Source organism: Nostoc sp. UIC 10890, assembly GCF_054786515.1.
Genome location: NZ_JBSGKF010000001.1, coordinates 2,280,808 through 2,307,167, shown reverse-complemented (window position 1 = coordinate 2,307,167; position 26,360 = coordinate 2,280,808). Strand labels below are relative to the sequence as shown.

The following is a 26,360-nucleotide window of genomic DNA, read 5'->3' as shown; positions in this document are numbered from 1 at the left end:
GGCAAAAACCGATGTTGATACAGGGAAATATATTTTTTACAAAAGTCTGTGAAAGACTATCTTTATACTAAATATTTTAACCTAAGTTAGTTGATATTTTGCATCATAATGTTACTTAAGGCTGTTAAGAGGGAATTCTAAGAATATAAGTTTATTTTCCTAGAGTTTCTCTCTTAGTGGTTATGACACAGTCGAATATTCTGGAACTTGCAAAACAGGGAGATGTAGATGCGATCGCATCTCTAATGAACCGCCACCTACACCCCAAAGGGATCGCTGCAAAAGTTATCTTTAAAGATACTTGCTTAGAGGTAACGTTAAAATCTGACCAAGTACCAAATCAGCAAATTTTAGTTGCATTTATCCGCAAAGGTTTAACTGGTTTAGGGGCTGTATCTGTTGAAAACGTGAAAGTTTACGGACAACAAACGGGTAAGAAGTTTCCAGCTTGGAGTAAAGAGTTTAATCTAGGCATAGTAGAAAGTGAATTAGAAGCAGTAGATAATGAAGAGTCTTCTGTTGAAACTCAACTTCTAACTATTTTTATTAACTTAAGTGGCGAAACTGCACAGGAATTAACTAATCAAGAATTTGAATTTATTGCTCATCAAATAGGCACTGATATTTTATCATCTTGTACTGACGTTTTTATTCAAAAAGTAAGTATTAGTAATGGTAGCTCTGTAATTACAAAGGAACGTTAGTATTTAGCTTTCCTGATATAGAGGTGCAGAAAAAGCATCTAAAGCAGGGGCTTCTACCAAAAATCCAATAAATTAAGGAAATTTTAAATATATAGCTCTAACAATTTTGGAAATGTTGCTTTTGTCTATATATGGGGAATCCTAATATAGACGATAATTTATCAGCTTTTCGCATTTTTTAATTATGAAAAATCCTAATATTCAAGAATTTACTAAACAGAAACTACAAAAGTTTTACTGGCCTTTATGGTTTCCTTATCCTACTTCTTGGTTAAAAGCATTAATTTTGAATCTATTTTTGAGCTTTATTATATTTGTACTCAATAATCCTGGAAAAGTAGGCTACCAAATTACATATTTGGTAAAAAGCCCCGAATTATTTGTTATCTTGACAATACTGTTAATCCTATCTCCTATTCCTACAATTTCTTTTACTCATCACTTATTACACCTACTCATTAGTCGGTTTATATCAGAAATTCAAGCACCAGAAATAGGTAGAATCAAAGGGTTCTTTCCAGGAATAATGAGTTGGTGGGAAGGATTGTATGCTTGGCTTGTAATTGCAATTTCTACACTGATAGCAGCTTTTTTTTGTACAATGATTTTGCCATTATTTAATATAAGCTACACTAAGCCAGTTGAATCATATACAGAAGTTGAAAAGAATATAATACTAATATTTGGGCTGTTTTATATTTCTGCTGGGGCATTAACTTATCAAATTGAACATTTGGTAAGACAGCGAATAATATCTGCTTACTCTGGCACTAAAGAAACAGATGCAAGTAAATCCAAGACTGATTTTAATACAGATAAAGAACTTAATAAATTGGGCGGTGAAATGGGTGTACACCAAATGAAATCAAATTTTTCATCTAATAATGAAGAAACTGTAGTTACCAAGAATAAACATAAAAATCGTAATTTAAATAAAAATTGGCTGGTTATTTTTTTGATATTTTCAATTGCTATAGGAATATATGTATCTTCACAATTCATAGAAATACTTCCCCGAAGCTCTAAAAATCCAACACAAATACCATCAAGTTCTATATTAGTTACACCCTCACCAGTTATTTCAGAATCTCCGACTTTGTTACTTCAAACCGATACATTTCGAGAAGCAGTAAGTAAAGCAATTAATGCAGCTAACCTTACTCAATCAGCAAAATCTCCAGATGAGTGGAAGACAGTTGTGAGTCAGTGGAAAGCTGCGATCGCACTTATGAAAGCCGTGCCATCTTCTAGCCCCAATTATGCAATAGCCCAGCAAAAAATCATAGAATATCAAAAAAATCTTAACTACGCTGATAAAAATGCGATCGCACCTCAGCGTTAAACTAGAAAAAGCAGTGCGATATTCCGGCACTAGCGAGGATAAACTATCATGCTTAATGGACTCAGACAACAGGCGATCGTCAAACCTGGCGGTATAGTAGAAATCTGTTCTTGAGAACTTCCAGCAGGTGCAACTGTCGAGGTGATAGTCCTAGCTAAGATATTAGAATAAAAGTAATTTCGCCCCCGAAGCCAATCATGACAGAAGGAAAAACGCGGCGTAATTTCCTAATTACCAGCATTGCTGTGACTAGCGGTATTGTGGCAACTAATGCCTTACAGCAAAATGCTACCAACATCGCAACACCGCCAGCAATGATGCCAGAACGGTTACTGGGACGCACGGAAGTAAAACTCCCTATCTTCGGCTTAGGAGGAGCAGGACAAACGCCACTATCCTGGGAAGGAAAAGAGGGTGAAGCTGTGGCAATTATTCAAAGAGCGCTAGAACTTGGCATCCGCTACTTTGATACAGCCGCTAGTTATGGGCCCAGTGAAGATTATTTAGGCAAAGTGCTACCGCCCCATCGCTCAAAGCTGTTTCTAGCAAGCAAGACGGATCAAAGAGATCGGGATGGTGCATGGCGAGAATTAGAGCGATCGCTAAAACGTCTCAATACAGATTATCTCGATTTGTGGCAGTTGCATCACGTCTCTTTTTCGGAAGAACTCGACACCATCTTTAGTCCATCTGGTGCAATTAAAGCTTTAGAAGAAGCCATACAGCAAAAATTGGTGCGCTTCGCAGGTATTACCGGACATCACGACCCTCAAGTGATTGCCGAAGGGTTACGTCGCTATCCTTTCCACACTACACTGATTCCTGTGAATGCCGCCGACAAACACCACCCACGTCCATTTATCTCAGTAGTTCTACCAGTTGCTCAAGAAAAAAATGTCGGTGTGATTGCGATGAAAGTCCCGGCTTATGGGCGGCTATTCAAATCAGGTGGGTTGACAGGTATGGAGCAAGCTTTAGGTTACACAATGTCTCAGGCTGGAGTTCATTGTTGCGTAATTGCGGCAGAAACAGTTTCACAATTAGAGAATAATGTCAAGATAGCGCGGGCTTTTGTACCCTTGAAGGAGCAAGAATTGACTGCGATCGCACTGGCGACTGCTAACATCTGGGAAGATAGTACATTTTTCCGTGCTTGGACTTAGCCCAACCTTGCACATATTACAAAGTGTATTCTTACTATATGACTCATATTTGATTTCTGAAAAAAATCAATACAACTAAGAAGCCTTCTTGAATGTTGCCTATTGCCTATTGCCTACCTACGCAAATTAGTTCAGAAATCAAAGCGGATTCCTATAGTCACACTGATAATATTGTGCCGCTTGCGACATATTAAATTGTAATAGCTTTTCCTCTCCCAACTTGTATCGGAAACTCGGCTTAAAAGGCGATATATTCAAACTGCGAATAATTTCCGCCGCCACAGCCTTGGCTAGTAACGGTGGTACAGAGTTACCAACTTGCCGAAATCCGTGCCATTTAGTTACATGAAATCTAAACCAATCTGGGTAAGAGTGCAATCTCGCCGCTTCCCTGACTGTGATACAGCGGGGCGTAATCGGATGAATGGGTCTAGGAGATGTGAAAGAACCTCTGTATTTGTCTGTTCCGGCTCTTAAAGTATTACAGACACCAGCAGGATGGAGCTTATAAAAACGACTAATTTTTTCTCTCTCGCCTTGTTGAGTCTCCTGGAAACGTTGAATAGTTTCCGCAGAATGCTTTGTTCTTAAACTTGAATAAAGTATTCGCAAATCATATTCACGTTTGTAAGAATAATCATCCTTTAGGCATTTAAGTCCGCGAAGTACAAAAGCATATTTACTAGGTTTTTCGTATTCTGCTACAACCCAATCTCTTGTTAGCAACTCAGGATATTTTTCTATTTCTGGTAAATCTCTAATTGCATCCAATACTGTAGGACTTAATGGAATATCAGATTTTTTTTTAGAATTTAAATTATTTGGTAATGCTTGTTTAGTAATTGGCTGAGGGTATTTCGGTAACTCTACATCCTCCCTTGCACCTATAAGAAATAATCTCTCACGGGACTGTGGAACTCCATAATTTGCAGCGTTGAGAATTTGGTAGTTTTCTTCTACTTTATAACCGTAAATTTTAAATTCGCTAATTAAGCTTTGGAGGATTTGTTTATGTTCACCAACTGTAATCCCCCGGACATTTTCCATCACGAAGAATTTCGGTTTTAGCTCAAAAACTAGCCGATGGAAGTGAAACACCAAAGAATTCCGGGGATCATCAACAGCCCGTTTACCGATTAGAGAAAATCCTTGACACGGTGAGCCACAAATTACCACATCAATTTCGCGATCGCCAATCTTAGACCGATTCCTAATTTCTTCCCCAGTTGTATCCACAACACTTTTACATAACACTGAGCAATAAGGGAAGTTAAACTCATGTGTTGCACAGTGGATAGGGTCGATTTCCACAGACGCCAGCACATCAAAACCAGCTTGCTCAAAGCCAAGAGTCATACCGCCCGCGCCTGCAAACAAATCAACTGCGATCGCTCTTTGTTTTTTCATCTCATAAGCCATAACACCTCCAAGGGTATTGGGGATTGGGTATTGGGTATTGGGTATTAAATATACAAAATTTTCCCAGTCCCCAGTCCCCAGTCCCCAGTCCCCAGTCCCTAACCCCCACTCCTCGGCAGCATTTGCAAAATTTCTTGAGCAGCGCGATCGCACACTCCAATTTCTCCTAAACTCTGCCGCATTTCATCATAATCTGCCAAAGTTTGCTCTCTGCGACTGGGATTGAGTAGCAGTTCCATCGCTGTTTGGATGATATTCTCGGCTGTGGCTTCCTCTTGTAAAAATTCTGGCACAATTGGCTTCATCACTACTAAATTGGGTGGCGATGCAAAGCTTATAGAACCTTTGAGCATTTTACGAGCTATCCAAGCAGTCAGGGGACTGAGACGGTAAACTACAACTTGCGGCACGTTTAACAGAGCAAGTTCTAGGTTGACAGTACCAGATTTGCTAATGGCTAAATCAGCAGCGGCAAAAACTTCCTTTTGTTGACCTGATAGAACTGTAGCCCGCAAACCGTAACGCTCAATAGCCTCCTCAATTGGCTGTCTATAGACTTCTAGCGACAGGGGAATCCAGAAACGAACTTCAGGTAATTTAGCTTGAATAGTTTGGGCGGCTTGAAAAATAATTGGTAAAAGATATTTTAGTTCTTGGCGGCGAGAAGCGGGGAGGAGTGCGATCGCAATTTCTTCTGGTGCAATCCCCAGTGTTGCACGGGCTGCTTCCCTACTAGGAGCATCTTGCATTCGGTCAACTAAAGGATGCCCTACCCAGCTAACTTTTGCCCCTTGCTCGTGAAAGTAACGGGCTTCCTGTGGGAAGATTGCCAAAAGCTTATCTGTAAAACTAACAATCCGGTTAGTTCTACGCAAACTTAATGACCAAGCCCACTCTTGGGGAGCAATATAATACACCACAGGCACATCTGGTAACTGCCGTTTCATATAAGTCCCAATTCCTATATTCGGACTCATGTAATCGATCAGCACCACTAAATCAGGTGGATTTTGTTTTAAAAAAGCGATCGCCTGACGTTGCACCTGGAGAGTCGGTAAAATATAAGGCAGCCCTTCTAAAATACCCATTGAGCCAATACTACTAGTATTACCCAGTAAAATTGCCCCAGCCTCTACCATTTTTTCCCCACCCAGCGCCACAATCTCTAATTCCAACCCAATCACTACAGCTTGACGCTTCAGCGCTGTAATTAGTAGCGACCCTTGTAAATCGCCAGATACTTCGCCAGTGCTGATAAAAATCCGCATTTGATAATTGGTAATTAGTAAAAACTTAGGAATGAATAGTTAGAAATGAGGAGTTAAGAGTGAGGAGTGAAAAATTCAATTCATCAACTCATAACTCCTGTAGAGACGCGATTAATTGCGTCTCTACTCCCACCTTTTGTACAGACGCGATTAATCGCGTCTTTCCTAACTCATAATTCACGATTCATCACTCGTGCCTTTTTTCCCTCTACCGGGAATCAAGCCACGCCTTCCTGGCATCTGAGAAAGTAGCATAAAGCGGCGCAGATGTTGCAATTCTTCGCTATTCCCTAACAATTCCAACTGTTCCAAAGCATCCTTAAAGGACAAATCAGAGCGGTAGAGAATGCGGAAGGCTTTTTTCAGCATTTGCAAATCTGTTGAGTCCATACCAGACCGTTTGAGTCCGACAAGGTTGAGGGTTCGCACCCGCGCTGGATTTCCCTCCACGAGCATATACGGAGCCACATCCCGGTCAATACGTGCCATACCTCCCACCATTGCGTGTCTACCAATATGTACAAATTGATGGACACCTAAAACCCCACTCAGCCTAGCGCGTGATTCTATATGAACATGACCTGCCAACGCCACAGAGTTAGCAATCACAACCTGGTCTTCAATCACGCAGTTATGAGCCACATGGACATAAGCCATTAGTAAGTTACCATCACCAATTACCGTCGCTTCACCAGCACCGGTAGCGCGGTTAATGGTAACGTACTCACGAATCAAGTTGTTATCACCAATTTTGACCCAGGTTGGTTCTCCCACAAACTTGAGATCCTGGGGTTCCATGCCGATGGCTGCACCTGTAAAAATCTGATTTTGCGCCCCAATTTCACAAGGCCCCTCTAGCACTGCATGAGCGCCGATTATTGTTTCAGGGCCCACTTTGACATGCGCTCCAATCACAGCATAGGCACCGACTTGCACTGTATGGTGGAGTTCCGATTTAGGATGAATTACAGCAGTTGGATGAATTAGCGTTTTCAAGGGTGAATCTCCAGAACTGTCTTGATAAGTCAGCGCCAGGTAGGGTTTTTGAGGCAGCGTGTTACTCTGGTTAAGAGAGTTGTACAGACTATCTATCGTCCTATCGAGGCGACTGGTAGAGCGTAAAGTATTTCAGTGAACGAAAGTGTCGGGCAAAGCAAGTTAAGTGTGTTCGAGTAGCATCTCGTAAAGAGGGCGTCGAAAATCAAGAAATTATCAGATGCTGTTGTGGATTTTTTTTAACTGTTATCCTTTTTCAGGATTCAGTTGGGGCATTTCACGGCTATGCCATACCACGAAAGCAAACTTTTAGTTAACTAGAGAAAACATTAATTCCCCTTCACAAGCAAGTTGACCGTCAACTTCGGCACGACCTTGCATCTTACCGAAACGACGTTGTTTTACCCATAACAGTTCCACTGTCATGACTAGTTGATCCCCCGGTACGACCTGGCGGCGAAAGCGAACTTTATCGATACCAGCGAAGACAAACAGCCCGCCTTCTACCGAAGACATTTGAGTTAGGACAATGCCCCCAACTTGTGCCATTGCTTCGACAATTAACACCCCTGGCATCAGTGGACGTTCAGGGAAATGTCCTTGGAAATGGGGTTCGTTGATGGTGACATTTTTAACGCCAACTGCTTTTTTACCTGGAACGTAGTCAATTATTTTGTCTACAAGTAAAAATGGGTAGCGGTGGGGTAGCAATTTCTGAATTTCTTCAGATGTGAAAGTCGTTTTAATCACAGAACTGATTGTAGTCTCATTTATAGCCTGTGGTTCGGTAGATGTAGTCGTATCGATGGTATTCACTTCAGTGAGAATTGACATTGGCCGTGTAGTTGATTTTTCATTTTAAAGTTAAGTAGGCAGGCGTATATCCAAAGCCTTAATAATCCTGGATTTTAAGCTTTAGTTCTAATCCAAAATCTAAAATCCTAAATCTAAAATTCTTTGAGCCAGTTGAATGTGTAAATTATGACTGGCTTTATACGCCAAGAAATGAGCACGAGGAAAAGTTCCTAGTAAACTTAAATCTCCTACTAAATCCAAGATTTTATGACGGACTGGCTCATTTGCAAATCTCAACGGTGGATTTAGCCAGCCTTCTGGTCCACAAACGAGCGCATTATCCAAACTACCACCTTTGATTAACCCTGTTTTTTGTAAGTGTTCAATTTGATGCAATAACCCGAAAGTACGAGCAGGAGAAATTTCCGCAGCAAAGCTAGCAGAAGCTTTTTCTAGTTCAGCAGTTAGTGACCAACTATGCCATTGATTACCAATGGCGGGCAGGTTAAAATCAATACCGTAACTAAAGCGGGTTTCTGGTGCTGGGAGAGCAGATACAAAGGCATCCTCTTGATAAACCCATATTGGTTCTGTAATAGCCTTGGGAACTTGGTTGTTAACGGGTTGTGATACTAAACCAACTTGGGCAATGTTGGTTGTCCACACACTTGCTGAACCATCTAAAAGTGGGACTTCTGGGCCATCAATTTCAATCCGGGCATTATCTACGCCCATACCCGAAAGCGCTGCCAACAAATGCTCTACCGTGCGAACAGATACCTCACCCTTACCCAACTGAGTTGAGAGAACAGTGTGACTAACTGCCGCAACTTGGGCTGGAATAATCGGCAAATCGGGTAAATCTACCCGCACAAAGTAACGTCCACTTCCCGCCTCAGCTGGTAGTATCCGCACCTGGGTACTCACACCGCTATGCAGTCCCACCCCTATTTGGGTGATTTCCGCTGCTAGAGTGTGCTGTTGCATAGCCGAAAAGTCAATATATTTCCTTCAGTATTGTTCATCGTCTGTTTTGGTAAAATCCCTGATATTCCCCTAAAAATGTCATCAATCCCTTTATCGGAACAGTATTGAGGTAAATGTAAAAATTAGCAAGCTAATTAGGAAAAGAGAATTGTCATTAGTTCTTTGTTATTCACCAATGACAAATGACAAATGACAAATGACAAATTAAAATCTTTCGCCAATACCGAAATTAATCCGGCTATCACCATCATCGTTAATACCGTAGTCAATCCGAATTGGCCCCAGTGGAGACTGAACGCGAACGCCAAGACCATAGCCGAAGCCACTACCATTTTTGTTCAATACTTCAGCCGCCCTAGTACTAGTTCCCAAGTCGGTGCCGAGATCAAAAAATAGTGCGCCGCTGACTACTGAAAAAACTGGAAACCGATACTCAACTGATGCTTGCACATAAGAGCGTCCACTACCTAATGCTCCTTCTTCATAACCCCGGACGGAATTGCTACCGCCGATGGTAAAGGCCTCGTAGGGAGGCAAGTCACCAAGGATGGTTCCTGCTTGCACATTAAATGCTAAGGTTTGTGCCCCTTTGCTGAGGTTAATCAATTGAACAGGTAAATATTGGCTGTAGCTACCCCGCAATCTGGTAAGGAAAATGTTACCTTGTCCTATAGGCACTGACTGGTCTACCCCGAAGCGGAGGTAAGAACCGCTAGTGGGTTGCAGAGGGTTATTACGGAGATCGCGCTGTGCCCCTAGTTGCAATAGCACTAAATCATCTTCACCTGAACCAGAAAAGCTCAGTGGAACATCGGTTCCGGGGATAAGGTTGCCATTATCATCGAATACTGCACCATTTTCTCTGACATCGCCCTCGGCATCACGGGCGGAAACTCGTTGATACTGGAAACCCGCTGAGGCAGTCCAGACAGAACTTTTGTAGGGATTAGCAGATAGGGGACGAGTAAAGGTGACACCACCACCTAGACGGAGAATACGGGGGCGATCCTGAGAATCTGTATTACTAGGATTAACTGGGTCAAATGTTCTAATATCTTGATCTTTGCCATCAAAAATCAACGAAATGGAACTGCGGCGAAAAAGATTGGTTGTGTAAGAAGTCCGGTAAGGATCTCCCGCAATCCAGGGGTCTGTGAATCGCAGGTCAAACAGCAGTTCCCGTTCTCCCACCTGCACTTCTGCTCCCAGTTTTTGGTTTCTACCGTTCAGGTTTTGCTGTTGATAGCTAACTGTTCCAAAAAGTCCGCTAGCAGAACTAATCCCTGCCCCAGCGGCAATAGAACCGCTGCTACGTTCAGCTACATTCACTACTACATCCACCTTGCTGGGGTCAGTACCAGGGTCAAGGGACACATTCACATCTTCAAAAAGTCCCAGTCCATACACGCGCTGTAAGTCTCTTTGGACTGTGTTGCGATTGAATACTTGTCCTGGCTTCAACTCCACTTCTCGCGTAATGATGTAATCCTGTGTCCGTCCCCGAATAGGTTGTCCCTTCTCGTCTGTCTCCTGACCATCTTTATTGCGGAATCGGACTCTAATATTCTCTACTACCCCTTCTGCTACTTGTAAGGTAACAACTCCGCTTTCAGAGACTTGTGGCGCTCCAATCACGTTGGCTAGTACGTAACCTTGGTCTTGATACCGCTTATTTAACTGCTTGATGCCTTCTTGCAAGTCACGCAAGTTGAGGATTCTGCCATACTGCTCCTTAAATACTTCATCCACAGTATTAGCTGGGAGTACTGAAGCGACACCAGTGCCAGGATTGGCTTGCACTTCTACTTTGCTCAGGACTGGGTTAGGCTGCACAACAAAGCTCACCCGCACTCCCAAGGGGGTATCTTCTGGCGCTGCTTGGACGTTGGAGAAGAAGCCAGTCCCAAAGATGGCGTTAATATCTTCTTGCAGTTGGCTGCGGGTTGTCGTTTGTCCTGGTTGGGTACGAATTACTCTGTAAACTTGGTCTTCTAGTTCTGATGATAGTTGCCCAGTCTGTGATCTAATTACTACTTCCGACACTAGTACACGGGGGTCATTGGCTTCTGGGGCTATGTTGGGTTGTGTATTTTCTGGAGTAGTGCCTGGGGCTGGGGCAGGTGTTCGTTGTTGACTATCTGGAAATGGAATGTCGGGATTGGGAGATGGCTGTTGAATATCTCCTGGAGTTCCTGGGCTTGGGGCAGGTGTTGGTTGTTGACTACCTGGGAGTGGAATATCAAGAGTGGGAGATGGCTGTTGAGTATCTCCTGGAATTGTGGGTAATACAGGTTCCGTTACAGGGGGGTTGACATTTTCTGGGACTGGAGTTGTCTCAGGAGTTGGGGAAGGCGTTGTTTGTTGAATTTCTGGCGGTGGAATGTCTGGAGCGGGAGACGGTTGTTGAGTAGGGCTAGGAGTTATTTCATCAGGGGTTTGTGCCGTTTTTGATGTTGTGGAGGTTGGCACTATTAACCCTGGGGTCGCATAGGCGTAGCCCAACCCAGGCATCGCTGCTGGATTGGCAGGATAAACTGCAACAATGCGGGATTTCTCCGCCTCTATAACACCATTGGAATTAGGTCGAGATTCTAGACTTTTACTAGAGTCAACCTGACCTGTGTCCTTTTCTGGCTGCTGATTTGTTTCTAGTGTCAAAACTTCTGTTGTCTGTTTTGAACTGTTGGCGGTTTCTGCATTTGCACTCAATGAACCGCCCAAAGGGACTGTAATTGCTACTACTGCCAGCAATACGGGAGATAAACGCATTTTACTTATGATTCCTCTTCACGACCACACACCATCAAAATTAGTCATTAGTCGTTGGTGAACAACAAAGGACAACTGACAAATGACAATCCACACGAGTTTAATTGATTTTTACCCACTTAACTATTACTCTCTACTGCTTTGAGTACTCTTTGTAAAACCTCCTGGTAAGCATCCTCTACATTTCCTAAGTCTCGGCGAAAACGGTCTTTGTCCATTACCCGGCGGTTTAAGTCTTCTTCTGCGGTATCCCACAAACGGCAGGTGTCGGGGCTAATTTCATCTGCCAAGAGCAACTGCTGTTGTGAGTCCAAACCAAATTCTAGTTTGAAGTCTACTAGAGTAATGCCGCACCGCTGCCAAAAATTATTGAGAAATTCGTTGATTTGCAATGCAAGATGTGTAATTGCGTCTACTTGTTCCGCAGTAGCTAGTTCTAGCAGGTATAGGCGATCGCGTGTCAACAATGGATCTCCTAACTGATCGTTTTTGTAATAAAACTCAACCATTGGCTGTTTCAGAATTGTACCCACTGGTAAACCTGTTTGCTGACACAGACTACCAGCAGCAATATTTCTGATCACCACCTCTAAGGGTAAAATCTTTACTGCTCTCACCCGCATCTGATTCGGGGCAGGGCTATCGATAAAGTGAGTCTTTATACCATAAGCCTCTAGCTGTTTAAAAAGCTGGCTGGAAATGCTACAATTTATTTTTCCTTTCCCTTGGATATTGCCACGTTTTTGGGCGTTAAACGCCGTGGCGTCGTCCTTAAAATCAGCCAACAGGATTTCCGGATCGTCCGTTGTATAGAGAATTTTAGCTTTGCCTTCGTATAACTTGGAATTAACAGACATGGTGGCAGGTAAAGTTTTAGGCGATGGACACAAGTTGTCCTTTGAGGCTTCACCATTTTATCTTTAGTTATTAACTATTAGCCATTGTTGAAGAGGAAGCGGATCTACCGATAATCGGGCAGAGGAAAACAAGGGAAATAAAAGGGACAAGGAGGACAAGGAAAATAACCATGCCCAACGCCCCTCAGATTGCTGAATCTGACTTCTCACGGGTTCTGGAAAACCTCTGCTAAATATTCACTACTAAATCTCTAACTTTTAACAGAGGACAATTAGCTTTGGTATCTAGTATATTCTGCTAAGTAGTTTTACTGTTTAAATTGTAGCTATTCTTGCGGTTAAATTTTAGCAAGATATACGGATATGTTTTAATTGTTTTTGACTCCGGGTTTCGACTGAAGTTAATTACAATTGGAACTTCATAAATTAAGATGAGATAAATTGACAACTGGGAGGAAAATCAAATATTCTCTCTAGTTACTTTAGCAGAAACTTTTTTCTGTAACATTTACAACAAAAGTATTTTAAGCTTTCTCCTTTAGTATCAAAATCTGAGTCAACCAATTCCTACATCACCAATTGAAAAAGGAGTTGAATGATTTGATTTCCCCAAGTCTGACGAAAGTATAGATCAAGGCAGCTAGTGAGTCAGCTTAAGAGATCCAAAGACAAAGTAAATTGAATAAATGGAAAAAAACATAGTGAACAAAGATGATTTTCTCTTTCCTCGTGGCCGCTACTACGGTCAGGTAAAGCCAGAAAACTTGGTTTTTAATGCAAATCTACAGGAATTTGCCCAGCGAGTAAGCTACATTTGCAATTTAGAAACAGGTGGAAAACTGCCTCCAGGTGAAGCTTACAAACAAATAAAGGAGCTATGGAAACAGTTGAAACACTCAAAGAAAGAACTGCGAATTGGCGAAGACCCGTTTCAGGATGACCAGGGAGAGGTTCAAGATTGAAGGCGAGATGCAAAGGGGAGAAGCAGGGGGCAGGGGAGCAGGGGAGCAGGGGAGCAGGGGAGCAGAATTAATAACCAATTCCTCATGCCCCATGACAAATGACAAATGACAAATGACTACTTAGTAAGCATTGTCCAGACACCATCCCAGAACTCTGGGGGCGGCGTTTGTTGATAATTATGTGCACGTTCTAGGTGGATATCAACAGCTTGGTCTTGGGGTTGGATGCATTTGGCGGCTTTAAAACTGGCGATCGCTTGTGAGAAGTTGCGCGATAGATAAGCCGCGCGTCCAGTATGATAGTGAAACAAAAACTCTTGGATTTTGGCATCTAGGGGAGTATTGCGATCGCCAATTAACTCGTAGATATTAACTGCCTGGTGTTTCCCTTTGACTCGGATTTTATCTAACTGGCGCACCCAAATGCGATCGCTGCACAATTGGTAAGTAAATTCACTTAAAAGAATATCACAACCATAATCCTTGGTTATTGCTTCTAAGCGCGAACTCAAATTTACACCATCACCAATTACGGTGTAATCCATCCGTTTGCGGGAACCAATATTACCCGAAACCACGTCCCCAGAACTAATCCCAATACCAATACGAATTTGTGGCTGCGCTTGGATAATTCGCCGTTGGTTAAATTCCTCTAGACGGCGTCTCATATCTAACGCTGACTGCACAGCCCTCCAAGCATGGTTTTCTGTCAGTGGTAGCGGCGCACCAAATACCGCCATTAAGGCATCACCAATAAATTTATCGAGAGTGCCTTCGTAGTTAAAAACCGCCTCCACCATCGTTTCAAAATACTGATTAAGTAGAGATACCACCTCAGCTGCACCGAGATTTTCTGTAAGTGTTGTGTAGCCTCGGATATCAGAAAACAAGATGGTTACTTCCTTACGCTCACCCACCATTAAAGCGTCTTCCCCCAGTGCCATAACTTGTTCAGCGACATGGGGCGTCAGGTAGCGGGACATGGTAGTTTTCATCCGTTTTTCCTGACTGATGTCTTCCAACACGACCAAACCACCGCGGACACCGCCTTCTGGGTTAGTTAGGGGATTAACAGTGAGATTGATACTGCGCTCTAGTGTTTGTACCTCATCAGCGGTGAGAAACTCAGATTGGGGAGTGAGGGGTAGATTCCAGGGAATGAAAAAATCGGGGTTAGTGCGATCGCGTAGTGCGAAAATCGAATCCTGAGTTTTGAATTTTGAGTGTTGAGTTCCATTTTTAACTCCTAACTCCTCACTCATAACTTGATAAAGTCCCAGCATCAAACTTTGTTCTGGCACATAATGTTTAGCTCCAGTTTTTAAACTATCTTCTAGTCGCATTTGGAGATTTTCAATTGGCACAACTTCCCAAACTAAGCGGCCAATCAAATTTTGTTCCCATAAAAGCTTATTATTCTTGCTATTAGTCTCTCCTATTGGACAACCCAGCAATTGCAAGGCAGCATCATTAATTGTGACAATCTGTCCTGCCATATCTGTAGAAATCACCGCATCTGACAGACTTTGTAAAATGTCTTTTTGATACTGTTTTTCTAACAACACATTTTCAAACAGGCGGGCATTTTCTAAAGCAATTCCTGCCTGAATATTAAAAGCCCGCATAAATTCTTCATCAGAAGCAGTAAAACTGCTTTGTTGCTTATTAATTAATTGCGTGACTCCAATCAATTCATTTGCAGAATTAAATACTGGCAAACAGAGGATATTGCGAGTTACATAACCAGTTTTACTATCTGTCGTTGGGTCAAAGCGGGGATCTTTATAAGCATCGGAAATATTTACCGCTTCACCAGTGGAAGCTACATAACCAGCAATGCCACGGTTAGCGGGAATACGGATTTCTATCAAGTTTGTGCCATCCGCCGCCGCTGCAACTTTCGTCCAGAGTTCGCTCATCTCTTTACGATATAAAAACAGTGTGCTGCGGTCTGCTTGCATTAAAATCCGGGCTTGCTCCATGACTATCTGCAAAGTTGCTTCTAAATCAAGACTTTGCCCTAGTGTCTGAGTTGCCCGCAACAAAGCTGTTGCGCCTCTTTGATTACGAGCGGCTACATAAAAAGATTGGCAGCTTTCCAGAATAATACCAATAGAAGCAGCAAAGTCTCGAAAACGTTCTTCATCATCATGATTAAACGGAACATTCCCGGTTTTATTAGCCAGTTGCACTACCGCGACAGTCTGGTTTTTGCTACTAATAACGGGCATACATAAAATATTACGGATTTTATAGCCCATTTGTTTTTCAAGTTCTGGGCTAAATAGGGGATGAGTATAAGTTTCAGATATATTGAGATATTGACCGGTACTGGCAACATGACCGGGGATACCCACTGTAATGGGAGTCCGAATTTCTAAGAATTTTTGGCTATTATCTTGAGGAACTTTTGACCACAGTTGACCTTTATCATAGTCAACTAAAAAAATGGCTGTGTGTTCTGCTTGCAGGATTTGACCAATTTTGAGTGTGATAGCTTCTAGTACCTTCTCCAACATAGTTTCTAGAGCTTCATTATTGATCAGTTCAATAGCTCTAAGAAATTGCTGGAATTCAGCAGTTATGAAGTCGAGTAAGCAAACAAATTCATTAACAGATAAGTCTTTGACGCGACGCAGTAGAGCGTGAGTACGATTAACTTGAGTCAGTTCAGTTAATGTAGCCAAGACGCTGCCAGGATTGGGGAGTGTCATGGTAATTTTGGGGACTGGGGACTGGGGATTGGAGATTGGGGATTGGGGACTGGGGACTGGGGATGGGGATTGGGGATTGGGAATTGGATATTAAAAAAACTTTCCTCCAGTCTCTAGTCACCAGTCCCTAGTCCCCAGTACCCGTCCTGTTATTTTGCCAACTGTCGAGAAAATATCACCTTTTGATAGTAATCTTGTAGCTGCCTGGTGGCAGCCGCCCAACCCCAACTTTCTGCTTCCTGGCGAGCATTTTGACGAATGATGTCTCGTTGTTGTTTTTGTTCTAAAAGGCGGACAGTAGCAGCTAACGCTCCTTGAACATCTGCTGTTGGCTCAAAAAGATATCCATTTACCCCATCTGTCACAATATCAGGAATCCCCCCTGAACGGGCTGCTACTACCGGACAGCCAGCGGCCATCGCTTCTAGTAGTACTAAGCCTAGTGTTTCTGTACGGGAAGGAAAGATAAAGGCATCAGCACTCGCAAAGGCAGAACCTAACTCTTGCCCCATGAGATACCCAACAAAATAAGTGTTTGTGCCAGCAAAGTGTTTTTCCAGTGCTTGACGGTGGGGCCCATCCCCAACCAATGCTAACCGCGCTTGGGGAATTGCCTCTAAAATTGGTTTGATGCGCTCAATTTCTTTTTCAGCAGAAAGCCGCCCAACGTAAAGTAGCAATGGACTTTCTGGATGATTTTGTGATAGCTGCGATCGCATCTCTACATTAGCTAAATCGGGGTGAAATAATTCCGTATCTACCCCACGTTGCCATAAATCTACACGTTCGATACCGTGTGCTGTCAGTTCCTCCACCATTGCTGTGGAGGTACACAGATTCAAAGCTGCTTGATTGTGAGCGCCTTTCAACAGTTCCCAAAGAACACCTTCCAGCATACCCAAGCCATAATGCTGGAGATATTGGGGTAAATGGGTATGGTAAGACGCCACTAAGGGTATTTTGAGGATTTTGCTGTAAAATATGCCTGCTAAACCCAAAACGGCTGGATTCACGACATGAATAACATCTGGCTTAAACTCTTCTAAAACATAACCAATAGCTGGGCGGGGTAATGCCATTTGCAATTCTGGATACAATGGCAGAGGAAAGCCACTAACGCCGTAAACTTTAGCGCCTTTGTGTTCTGTGATGCCTCCATCAGGGGCAATCACCATCACTTGATTACCACTACGCTGTAGATGATCAACAGTATGGCGCAGGCGCGTTACAATGCCGTCAACCTTAGGTAAAAAGGTTTCGGTAAATAGAGCAATTCTCATATAAAACTATTCAGTCCAGGCAGATAATCTCAGCTTAAGAGTGCATTTTGCTTTAAACACAGAATAAACTGTCTCGTGTGCTGCAATCAATTTTGCACAGTCAAAATAACTGTAGTAAACGGCAAATTTAGTAGTAGCTGGACGATACGCCTGATAAATAATAATTGGTTGGTCGTCATATTGTGCTAAAATATGACGACCAATTTTAGACCCACGATTTACTGGGGTTTAACTTAATTTCTGTGCCAAGAGACTTTAGGCAGAATTTGTTTGTGATCAACTCGTTTCTGATACTTGATGGCAAAGTTTAACAGAGAATCGAGTAGAGAATCAGAGAGCAAGTGAGGCTGTAAACCTAAATCGAGCAATTTTGTATTTTTAGCGTTGAAATAATGTTCTTCTTTTTCAACTCTGGGATTATCTAGGTGATTGATTTCTACGCTCAATCCCATAGCGTTACCAGCTTTTTTCACCATCAAGGCCAAGTCGCCGACGCTGAATTGCTCGGTAAATTGGTTAAATACGCGGAATTCACCTGGTTGTGCAGGGTTAGCGATCGCTAATTCTACACATCTTACTGTATCCCGAATATCCAAAAATCCGCGAGTTTGTCCACCTTTCCCGTAAACAGTTAAAGGATGTCCAATTGCTGCTTGAATACAAAAGCGGTTCAGTGCTGTACCAAACACACCATCGTAATCCAGGCGATTAATCAATAGTTCGTCCATTCCCGTTTCTTCGGTTAAGACGCCATAAACTACACCCTGATTTAAATCTGTTGCCCGCAATCCCCAAATTCGGCAAGCAAAGTGGATGTTATGACTATCATGGACTTTGCTTAAGTGGTACATTGAACCGGGCTGCTTGGGATAAGGTAGGGTATCCTTGCGTCCATTGTGTTCAATGGTGATATACCCTTCTTCGATGTCGATGTTGGGTGTACCGTATTCGCCCATCGTCCCCAGCTTCACCAAATGACAGTCGGGGAAATCTTCCCGCATAGCGTACAGCAAGTTCAACGTCCCAACTACATTATTGACCTGGGTAACAACTGCGTGTTCTCGGTCAATCATGGAAAATGGGGCCGAACGCTGTTCACCAAAATGCACCAGAGCATTTGGCTGAAATTGCTGTAATGTTTTATGGAGAAACTCGTAATTCGTAATATCGCCGATGAACAAGTCGATCGATTTACCCGTCAAATCTTGCCAGCGCTGGAGACGTTGTTGAATTAGTGCGATCGGAGTGAGAGTTTCAACACCAAGTTCATTATCCCAGTGCCGCCGCACCAAACTATCTAAAATTCCAACTTCATAACCTCGATTGGAAAGGTAAAGAGCAGTTGCCCAACCGCAATATCCATCACCACCAATAACCAGGACTTTCATCTTCACCAGTTTTTACTCGCTGATAGCTAAATCTATCAGGTTTCTGTACCCTCTTAATCATCATTTTGAGGGAAATGTGGATTTTGGGGAATTGGAGAGTGGGGAAGGAGGGGAAGCAGGGGGAGAAGAATTAACAACCAATGTCCAATGCCCATATTTCAGAACTTTAAAATCCGATACTGCTGGGCAATGTAATAAAACAAACGATAGTAATCTGGAAATTCTTGGCCCTTGCTTCGTCCCTGTAAATAGTATTTCACTTGACTATGAGTTAGTGTCAGTGTCATCGAACCTACTCGTTGATCAACTTCTACAACCATTACTCCAGATACTCCTTGAGCGGTCTGAAAGTTGTGTTTTATCTTTTTCACAGACTCTTGAGTATTTGGTAGCTGATGACTTGCCCACCCACGAATTTCCACTGAGTTGTCCTGTGGTGAAATAAACGCAATTCCATCACCATTTTCTGAGGCTGCTAAAGAATTCCAGTTACTCGGATATGGAAATTCAAAGCCATAACGGGAGTTGCTATAAGTTTTCCAGGCGATCGCTCCGGCGTTAAAATCATTTCCAGTACAACCCCACAGGATTATTAACAGGGCAATGACTCCGCTAACGCTGGCGGCAAACCGATAAATTATTCGCCCCAAACTACAGGTTTTATTAGCAGTCGCCATTTACATTACACATTTTGTCAAACTCACTGATTTTATAGAAATACTAGAAACTCAGATATTGCACCATTCTCAATCAGCCAACTAGTAGTCTGCCACATTAGATTTGTAGTCAGCGATAAATCGCTCAATTTCAAGGGTTAGAGCCACTGACTACGAACCACAACCCATGAAATTTTCTGCTGTATACAGTTGATGATGGCTATTTATAAATAGCATCTCAGTCGAAAATGTAAACGAATGTAACAAAATTGGCGTCAAAACGCTTTACTGTCTTGACAACTAATAAAAGAACCTATAACTTGATATACATACCCGGGTAAGACCGTTAAAGAGTTATATGCAAACGCAAACTAAGCAAAAGGTCACTTTGTATTTATCGCCAGAGTTACACAAGAAACTGAAGATTCGTTCAGCAGTCGATTCCGAACCAATGTCAGAGCTTGCCGAACGTGCCCTCGTTTTTTACCTATCTAATTCAGAATTGGTTGACGAGGCAGAAGATTCTTCTTATGGGCGGACTCATAGAGTTTATTCATGCCCAACTTGTGATAGTTCACTAGTCTTACGTGATGGGGAACTGGTTGCTTTGGGCAATCAACCAGGATTAGTTGGTCAAGAGCATCTTTCCATTGATGAGATGGATGAAGATGAAACCAATCCCAAAGGTGAGGAAGAGTTAGTTCCTTGCTAAATAAATAGATAGGAATTATGAATTATTCATTCATGATTCGGTTGTCTTTACCAGAAGCAATGTCTCTACTGTCTCTATAAGGTCTCAAGTAGGTCGAAGTATGAAAGAAGAGCTCAATATCCTAATTCAAGCTCAATACCCTTTAATCTACCTTGTGACCTCCGAGGAAGAGAGGGCCGAGCAAGCAATTTCCACAATCGCTCAGTTGTTAAAGCCCCAGCGCCGAGTATTTATTTGGACAGTAACACACGGGATTGTGGAGTATGGTCAACCCCGGAATGTCACCCAACATAATACCGTGTCTCCAGAGGCGGCGATTGAGTGGATCATTAGGCAGAAAGAACCAAGTATATTTATTCTTAAAGATTTACATCCCTTTATAGATGCGCCTGCGACTAACAGATCGTTGCGTGATGCGATCGCTAGTTTCAAAGGTATGCAGAAGAACATCGTTTTGATGTCTCCGATGCAACAAGTGCCTATAGAACTGGAAAAGGAAGTTGTTGTTCTCGACTTTACTTTGCCAGATATGGTTGAGTTGAATAAAGTACTAACTCACCATATAGAGCAAAATCGTGGTCGGCGGCTGACAACAGAAGCCAGAGAAAAACTTCTCAGAGCCGCTTTAGGTCTAACTAAAGATGAAGCTGAGAAAGTCTACCGTAAGGCACAGGTAACAACAGGGCGATTGACGGAAGATGAAGTAGATATCGTTTTATCTGAGAAAAAGCAGCTAATTCGGCGCAATGGCATCTTAGAATACATTGAAGAAGATGAAACCATTGATGCTGTAGGTGGCTTAGAAGAGTTAAAAAGATGGCTCAAGCAACGCTCTAACGCTTTCACAGAAAGAGCAAGAGAGTATGGTTTGCCTCAACCAAAGGGGATGTTAATTCTAGGTGTTCCCGGTTGCGGTAAGTCATTAATTGCTAAAACTACTTCCCGGCTGTGGGGTTTACCACTGTTGCGGTTGGATATGGGGCGAGTCTACGACGGCTCAATGGTGGGACGAAGTGAGGCAAATCTGCGAAACGCCCTGAAAACAGCAGAATCTATTTCTCCAGCGATTTTATTTATCGATGAATTAGATAAATCCTTTGCTGGTAGTGGAGGTTCCTCTGATTCTGATGGAGGGACTTCGAGTAGAATCTTCGGCTCTTTCCTCACATGGATGCAAGATAAGAAGTCACCAGTGTTTGTCATGGCAACCGCCAACAGAGTAGAACGCTTACCTGGCGAGTTCTTGAGGAAAGGACGCTTTGATGAAATTTTCTTTGTGGATCTGCCAACACCAGAAGAACGGCAGGATATTTTTAATATCCACCTGACGAAACGTCGTGAAGACATCTCTCGATTCGATCTTGAGCAACTAGCCAAGATGTCTGATGGCTTTTCTGGGGCAGAAGTTGAGCAAGCGATCGTTGCGGCAATGTATGAAGCTTTTGCCCAAGATCGGGAGTTCACCCAACTAGATATTATTGCTGCACTGAAGGCAACATTGCCGCTGTCTCGAACGATGCAAGAACAAGTAACGGCTCTGAGAGATTGGGCCAGACAGCGTGCACGCCCCGCAGCATCCTCCGTAGCTGAATATCAGCGAATGGAGTTCTAAAAGCTTTCCTCTGCCATCCCAGGGGGAAAGGCTAGCTGAAAATGCTAGCAGTTATAAGAAAAGCCGCATCCTAATTAAGCGCGGCTTCGCCCAAAACAAACCGTTGTCGTTTTTCTCAATCTTCTCATTGGAGGAAACCCAAATGTCTCACTTTAGCACCCTGCGTACCAAGATCACCGATGCCGAAATCCTCAAAGCTTCTTTGCGCGACCTCGGTATCAGCGTAAAGACTGAAGCTGATGTCCGTGGTTATAACGGTCAGCGTGTCCGTTCTGACATCGTTGCCGTGTTGGAAGGCGAATATGACCTCGGCTGGTCTCGCAATAGCGATGGTTCTTTTGACCTAATCGCTGACTTGTGGGGCGTTGCTAAAAAGCACAACCAAACCGAGTTGATCAACTCAATCAACCAAAAGTATGCCGTTAACAAAACTTTGGCTGAAGTAAAACAGCGCGGTCTGCAAAACGCCAATGTGAAGTTGGTATTGCAATAACAATTTCTCTGCGCGTTCCCAAAGCTGCACGGGTTAACCATATAAATAGCGGTTAGCCCGCTTTTTTATCGGGACTGAGATTTATTTCTCAGTCCCTATTTTAATGGTTTATGCCAGTTAAAAAACCAAATCATGTCAGCGAGAGTAAGTTGAAGTCTCCAAGAGTTAATAATTCTTTGGCAAAGGGAGAACGCTCACAATTAGTAAATCCCAGTTTTAAATAGCTTCCTCTAAATTCCTGAAATCCCGGTCTATTATTGAGAATAATATAAGGATTTAGAAATATTTTGGAACTTCCTCCATAAACAACATAACCGTAACCAAAACAATTAGAATCTTCATATCCATAGGGAATGAAGCGACTTATAAGAAGATAAATTTTCTCACTTTTGTAGACAGCCAGTTCAGACAGATTATCATAACCTGCTGTTTCATAATCTTTGTAAGAACCAGAGGCTATTAATAAAATAGGACGCTGTTCTTTGATAGCTCTAGTTAGTAGAGGTAATCGACTAGTGTTTATTGTCAATTCATCCCCATCTTGTGCGTCAAAATGTGAACAGTAGCCTGCTTCTTTAGCTTTATGAATTTGAATATAAGTCGGGCCATGTAGTGTCGTAAATTTTGGTTGGTTTGCTACGGTTGTATTATTGAGAATTGGTTTATAGTAATCAATAGCTTGCTTCTCTAATTTTCTAAGAATCCCTGTTAAGTCTAGGTTTGTAGCTAATAAATCTTCTGTTAAAACACGGTAGCGGATGTAAGCATTTTCAATAGCCTCAAACTGTCCTTGACGATGATGGTTTATATGACGGCTTTTCAAATTATGCGAAAGCCCAACATACATAACTGGGAAACTACTATTACCTACGTAATAAATGCCAGGTTTTGCTGGTAGTTTTTTACGTTGGATGTAGGGTAAAACTGGCATCTCCTTATAATTGAGATTCAACTTCATAATTTTCTGTTTCTCCTAGTGATCATAAAATTTGACCACTAGGTTAGTTTGCCCATAATGTCTGCTTCAAACTCTCATACCTTAAATTTTTTTACTACCCAACTTGACTTAAATCTAAAATAAACCCAGGTAATAACGCTTCACCGCATAGTGTCTTAAATTACATTCTTCATTTATGACATTGGAACACATAATTACTAATTGCAAGTGAGAATAGAAAGGAGTATTTACAAGAGCTATGAGTACCCAAATTATCATTACCCTGCCAGACGATATTTACCAACGTGCAGAACGCTTTGCACGATTGGCAAATCGTGATGTTGCCAGCATTTTAGTAGATACTATTCAACTTTCAATTCCGCCTGTCAGTGGGGACATTAGCGATCTTGAGCCTGTCTCCGTGCTTTCTGATGAACAAGTCTTGGTGCTGACCGAACTGCAAATGGAATCGGAACAGGATGCTCGGTTAAGCGAACTGCTCGATCGCCAACAATCAGGTACTCTTAATGAAGGCGATCGCTCAGAGTTACAAACCCTGATACAGGTCTATCAAGAAGGACTTTTAAGAAAAGCCACTGCGTTGAGCGAAGCTGTAAAACGTGGGTTGATTGAACCCTTAAGCTAGTGAGCCAGATTCCTGAACAAGTCCGGGCGCAGATACGGATACAGGCGAATCACCAGTGTGGTTATTGCCTTAGTCTCCAAAAGTATGTTCTGGGAATTTTAGAAATTGAACACATTATTCCCAAAGCAGCAGGTGGTACTGACGATGAGGAGAATCTGTGGCTTGCGTGTAGGTTATGCAATGCCTACAAGGGTATTCAGACTCATGCCAGAGATCCGGTAACGAACCGTAAAGTCAAACTCTTCAATCCTCGTCAACAAAAATGGTCACGTCATTTCACTTGGGCAAACAACGGCACTCAGATTACAGGTTTGACTGCCTGTGGTCGTGCAACCGTATTAGCTTTGCAACTGAATAATCCTTATGCTGTAACTGTCAGGCAAGCTTGGGTGTCTGCTGGCTGGCATCCACCAACTTAAATTTGAACAGAAATACTGCTCTTTAACTGTTAAACACTATTAAATTCTTGAATTTATCTCTTACCAAACCTAACTTAAATCTAAAATAAACCTACTATTGCAACCAAACCCTACACCTGTACCATCTTGCTTGTTTCTGGTAATGTGTAATGTGCGATCGCAGAAGATCCACTTTTGTACACTTATTTTCATGAAAGTCTTTTTCCATAAAGTATTTTCGGTAATTGATATCTATGCTGATTCAATTTTTGTTTTCAGCGTGCGGGTAGTTGGTTCTATTCCCAAAGCTGCGGTGTATGCTGGGATAAAGAGCGATATCTACGACGGGCTATGCCTACGCATTATTTAGCTAACTCTCCTAATTAGTGGTGGATTAGCAGGTTTAGCTGGTGTCTGCGAAGTCCTTGACCCTATTGGTTAACTATTATTTGAGGAGATTCAATGTGTCCAGTCGTAAATTATCTTTGTTACTTAAATTAGTAATCATTACATTGCTTACTGGTGCTAGTAGTTTAGGTATTAGTTTGCTTTTAGCTACAAGCGGATTTGAGAATCTGTGGGAAATTATCAAGCCAAAAAGCGAGAGTAGTAAAGTTAGTCAGAACAAGCTGATAAGTGCATCTGCACAGAATATCAGCCCAGCTACAGACCAAATGAATCAAGTGCCAAAAGCATTTCAGGGAACAATCATTTATCAAGCAAAACTCAAAGCAAATGAGAAAGTTATCGCCCTAACTTTTGATGATGGGCCCAGCCCCAAAAATACGGCGCAGATTTTAGAAATTTTGAAGAAAAATGATGTTAAGGCAACGTTCTTCATGCTTGGGCAAATGGTGAAATATTTTCCCCAAGTTGCCAAGCAAGTGGCTGCTGATGGTCACGTAATTGGTAACCACACATGGCATCATTGGTATTTTCAAATGGATGGGGCGACTGCGGCTAGTGAAATTGATCGCACAGCAGACATCATCTACAAGACTACAGGAGAGAAAACTACTCTGTTTCGCCCCCCTGGTGGCTTTCTGAATAATGGACTAGCCCAATATGCCAAAAACGAGAAGTACGCTGTCATAATGTGGTCTGAAGAGTCGGGAGATGCTAGACTTCGTTCGCCTCAAGTAGCAATGCTGGTTAAAAATGTGCTGAAATATGCTAGACCTGGTGCAATTGTATTGATGCATGATGGGGGCGGAAACCGTTCCAAATCTGTTAAGGCTTTACCAGGAATGATCGCAGGTTTGAAGGCTCAAGGCTATCGATTTGTGACGATTCCTCAACTTTTGGAAATGCAAGCCAAAGAACAAAACCTGCTGGAGGTAGCTTCACCTACAGTTACAAAAGATGAACATCCAAACCATCAGCTTAATCATCAGTGATAAAGACAATGCAACCTCCATCTTTTCAACCAATTACACAACGTCCAGTATTAAAATTGCCGAATAATGCCAGAGTTGCTGTGTGGGTGGTGATGAATGTAGAACATTTCACTTTTGGCAAACTAGGAACAGCAATTCAACCTCATTTAAATAGCCACCCAGAAATTGCTAACTATGGTTGGCGAGACTATGGGAATCGCGTTGGTATTTGGCGTTTGTTTAAACTATTTGATGAATTAGAAATTCCGGTAACAGCCGCAGTTAATGGCGACATTTGTACATTTTATCCCGAAATTATGGCAGCCATACAACAATATGGCTGGGAAGTGATGGCGCATGGAATTAATAATTCTACTGGACATAGCGGCATAGATCGGGAAACAGAAATAGATATAATTGATAGAACTCTAATTTTGCTCCGTCAAGCTACTGGTAAAACTCCTAAAGGTTGGTTAACACCAGGATTTTCGATTACCGAGTCAACATTTGAATTATTGCATTCAGCCGGAATTCTTTATACTGCTGATTGGGTAAATGATGACCAACCTTATTGGTATCCATTACCTAATTGTCGCTTGTTGGCAATTCCTTATACTATCGAAGCAAATGATATTAGCTTGTGTTTAAGTAACCGCTTTTCTGGTGTAGAATTTGCCCAAGCAATAACAGACCAATTTGACCAACTCTGGCAAGATGGAGAATCTGAAGGACGAGTAATGGCGATTGGCTTACATCCATTTATTGTTGGTCAACCACTGCGGTTAAAATATTTAAAACAATGTTTACTACATATTAAAAATAAACCTAATACTTGGCTAACTACTGGTGAAGGTATTTACAATTGGATAAATAAATCACAATGAAA

Annotated in this window: 25 protein-coding genes; 12 read left to right on the top strand and 13 right to left on the bottom strand. The window is 42.3% G+C overall.

The features are described 5' to 3' along the window. Positions 1–182: 182 nt before the first annotated feature. From ACWATR_RS08990 to ACWATR_RS08980, 3 genes are all read left to right on the top strand, one after another. A complete protein-coding gene (locus ACWATR_RS08990) occupies positions 183–704 on the top strand; it encodes a hypothetical protein (protein WP_460331548.1) in 522 nt (173 codons plus the stop codon). Positions 705–888: 184 nt separating this feature from the next. Continuing rightward, on the top strand, positions 889–2,046 hold the full coding sequence (locus tag ACWATR_RS08985) for a hypothetical protein (protein WP_460331546.1): 1,158 nt from the start codon (positions 889–891) through the stop codon (positions 2,044–2,046). A gap of 197 nt (positions 2,047–2,243) precedes the next feature. Continuing rightward, positions 2,244–3,209, top strand: a complete 966-nt coding sequence (locus ACWATR_RS08980) for an aldo/keto reductase (protein ID WP_460331544.1) — start codon at positions 2,244–2,246, stop codon at positions 3,207–3,209. 138 nt (positions 3,210–3,347) lie between these two features. On the opposite strand, the gene ACWATR_RS08975 is transcribed toward ACWATR_RS08980, so the two are convergent. The 7 genes from ACWATR_RS08975 to purC all read right to left on the bottom strand — a co-directional run bounded on the left by ACWATR_RS08975 (position 3,348) and on the right by purC (position 12,300). Further along, positions 3,348–4,628: a DNA cytosine methyltransferase gene (locus ACWATR_RS08975; protein ID WP_460331542.1), complete on the bottom strand. Its 1,281-nt coding sequence runs from the start codon at positions 4,626–4,628 to the stop codon at positions 3,348–3,350. A 98-nt stretch (positions 4,629–4,726) separates the two neighbouring features. Next, entirely contained in the window at positions 4,727–5,896 is a 1,170-nt protein-coding gene (lpxB, locus tag ACWATR_RS08970; protein WP_460331540.1) for a lipid-A-disaccharide synthase, read from the bottom strand. A 177-nt stretch (positions 5,897–6,073) separates the two neighbouring features. Next, positions 6,074–6,892: an acyl-ACP--UDP-N-acetylglucosamine O-acyltransferase gene (gene lpxA / locus ACWATR_RS08965; RefSeq protein WP_181931570.1), complete on the bottom strand. Its 819-nt coding sequence runs from the start codon at positions 6,890–6,892 to the stop codon at positions 6,074–6,076. A gap of 309 nt (positions 6,893–7,201) precedes the next feature. Next, the gene (gene fabZ, locus ACWATR_RS08960; RefSeq protein WP_460331537.1) at positions 7,202–7,726 is read right to left on the bottom strand and encodes a 3-hydroxyacyl-ACP dehydratase FabZ; all 525 of its coding nucleotides are present in this window, start codon (positions 7,724–7,726) and stop codon (positions 7,202–7,204) included. 99 nt (positions 7,727–7,825) lie between these two features. Beyond that, positions 7,826–8,674: a UDP-3-O-acyl-N-acetylglucosamine deacetylase gene (gene lpxC, locus ACWATR_RS08955; protein ID WP_460331535.1), complete on the bottom strand. Its 849-nt coding sequence runs from the start codon at positions 8,672–8,674 to the stop codon at positions 7,826–7,828. Positions 8,675–8,878: 204 nt separating this feature from the next. Then, positions 8,879–11,443 (bottom strand): BamA/TamA family outer membrane protein, encoded by a 2,565-nt coding sequence (locus ACWATR_RS08950; protein WP_460331533.1) that lies wholly within the window; start codon positions 11,441–11,443, stop codon positions 8,879–8,881. 119 nt (positions 11,444–11,562) lie between these two features. Further along, positions 11,563–12,300 carry a phosphoribosylaminoimidazolesuccinocarboxamide synthase gene (gene purC / locus ACWATR_RS08945; protein WP_460331531.1) on the bottom strand — a complete coding sequence of 246 codons (738 nt, stop codon included), beginning with the start codon at positions 12,298–12,300 and terminating at the stop codon, positions 11,563–11,565. A 686-nt stretch (positions 12,301–12,986) separates the two neighbouring features. Between purC and ACWATR_RS08940 the strand changes: the two genes are divergently transcribed. After that, the gene (locus ACWATR_RS08940; RefSeq protein WP_181931565.1) at positions 12,987–13,262 is read left to right on the top strand and encodes a DUF7219 family protein; all 276 of its coding nucleotides are present in this window, start codon (positions 12,987–12,989) and stop codon (positions 13,260–13,262) included. A 116-nt stretch (positions 13,263–13,378) separates the two neighbouring features. Here the strand turns inward: ACWATR_RS08940 and ACWATR_RS08935 are convergent, their stop codons facing one another. The 4 genes from ACWATR_RS08935 to ACWATR_RS08920 form a co-directional block, all read right to left on the bottom strand. After that, a complete protein-coding gene (locus tag ACWATR_RS08935; RefSeq protein WP_460331529.1) occupies positions 13,379–15,976 on the bottom strand; it encodes a GAF domain-containing protein in 2,598 nt (865 codons plus the stop codon). Between the two features lie 149 nt (positions 15,977–16,125). Then, a complete protein-coding gene (locus ACWATR_RS08930) occupies positions 16,126–17,256 on the bottom strand; it encodes a glycosyltransferase family 4 protein (protein WP_460331527.1) in 1,131 nt (376 codons plus the stop codon). Between the two features lie 233 nt (positions 17,257–17,489). Then, positions 17,490–18,644: an NAD-dependent epimerase/dehydratase family protein gene (locus ACWATR_RS08925; RefSeq protein ID WP_069074701.1), complete on the bottom strand. Its 1,155-nt coding sequence runs from the start codon at positions 18,642–18,644 to the stop codon at positions 17,490–17,492. 158 nt (positions 18,645–18,802) lie between these two features. Further along, positions 18,803–19,321: a hypothetical protein gene (locus tag ACWATR_RS08920; RefSeq protein ID WP_460331525.1), complete on the bottom strand. Its 519-nt coding sequence runs from the start codon at positions 19,319–19,321 to the stop codon at positions 18,803–18,805. A 337-nt stretch (positions 19,322–19,658) separates the two neighbouring features. Between ACWATR_RS08920 and ACWATR_RS08915 the strand changes: the two genes are divergently transcribed. The 3 genes from ACWATR_RS08915 (at position 19,659) to ACWATR_RS08905 (ending at position 22,117) form a co-directional block, all read left to right on the top strand. Beyond that, complete coding sequence (locus ACWATR_RS08915) at positions 19,659–20,012, top strand: slr0373 family blue light stress response protein (RefSeq protein WP_435024312.1); 354 nt, start codon at positions 19,659–19,661, stop codon at positions 20,010–20,012. 100 nt (positions 20,013–20,112) lie between these two features. Next, a complete protein-coding gene (ycf46, locus tag ACWATR_RS08910) occupies positions 20,113–21,624 on the top strand; it encodes a stress-responsive protein Ycf46 (RefSeq protein WP_069074698.1) in 1,512 nt (503 codons plus the stop codon). A 142-nt stretch (positions 21,625–21,766) separates the two neighbouring features. Next, positions 21,767–22,117, top strand: a complete 351-nt coding sequence (locus ACWATR_RS08905) for a DUF1257 domain-containing protein (protein ID WP_015136553.1) — start codon at positions 21,767–21,769, stop codon at positions 22,115–22,117. Positions 22,118–22,247: 130 nt separating this feature from the next. Here ACWATR_RS08905 and ACWATR_RS08900 read toward each other — a convergent pair whose 3' ends face one another. Further along, positions 22,248–23,075, bottom strand: a complete 828-nt coding sequence (locus ACWATR_RS08900) for a hypothetical protein (protein WP_460331521.1) — start codon at positions 23,073–23,075, stop codon at positions 22,248–22,250. Positions 23,076–23,313: 238 nt separating this feature from the next. On the opposite strand from ACWATR_RS08900, the gene ACWATR_RS08895 reads away from it, so the two are divergent. Together ACWATR_RS08895 and ACWATR_RS08890 are read left to right on the top strand one after the other, a co-directional pair. Next, a complete protein-coding gene (locus tag ACWATR_RS08895) occupies positions 23,314–23,700 on the top strand; it encodes a hypothetical protein (RefSeq protein WP_460331519.1) in 387 nt (128 codons plus the stop codon). Then, a complete protein-coding gene (locus ACWATR_RS08890; protein WP_460331517.1) occupies positions 23,700–24,119 on the top strand; it encodes an HNH endonuclease in 420 nt (139 codons plus the stop codon). Before ACWATR_RS08895 ends, ACWATR_RS08890 begins: the two co-directional genes overlap by 1 nt. 69 nt (positions 24,120–24,188) lie before the next feature. On the opposite strand, the gene ACWATR_RS08885 is transcribed toward ACWATR_RS08890, so the two are convergent. After that, positions 24,189–24,311 (bottom strand): hypothetical protein, encoded by a 123-nt coding sequence (locus ACWATR_RS08885; protein ID WP_460331515.1) that lies wholly within the window; start codon positions 24,309–24,311, stop codon positions 24,189–24,191. On the opposite strand from ACWATR_RS08885, the gene ACWATR_RS08880 reads away from it, so the two are divergent. The 3 genes from ACWATR_RS08880 to ACWATR_RS08870 all read left to right on the top strand — a co-directional run bounded on the left by ACWATR_RS08880 (position 24,310) and on the right by ACWATR_RS08870 (position 26,358). After that, a complete protein-coding gene (locus ACWATR_RS08880; protein WP_460331513.1) occupies positions 24,310–24,468 on the top strand; it encodes a hypothetical protein in 159 nt (52 codons plus the stop codon). The genes ACWATR_RS08885 and ACWATR_RS08880 overlap by 2 nt on opposite strands. A gap of 94 nt (positions 24,469–24,562) precedes the next feature. Next, complete coding sequence (locus tag ACWATR_RS08875; RefSeq protein ID WP_460331511.1) at positions 24,563–25,495, top strand: polysaccharide deacetylase family protein; 933 nt, start codon at positions 24,563–24,565, stop codon at positions 25,493–25,495. A gap of 8 nt (positions 25,496–25,503) precedes the next feature. Then, positions 25,504–26,358, top strand: a complete 855-nt coding sequence (locus ACWATR_RS08870) for a polysaccharide deacetylase family protein (RefSeq protein WP_460331509.1) — start codon at positions 25,504–25,506, stop codon at positions 26,356–26,358. Positions 26,359–26,360: the final 2 nt, after the last annotated feature.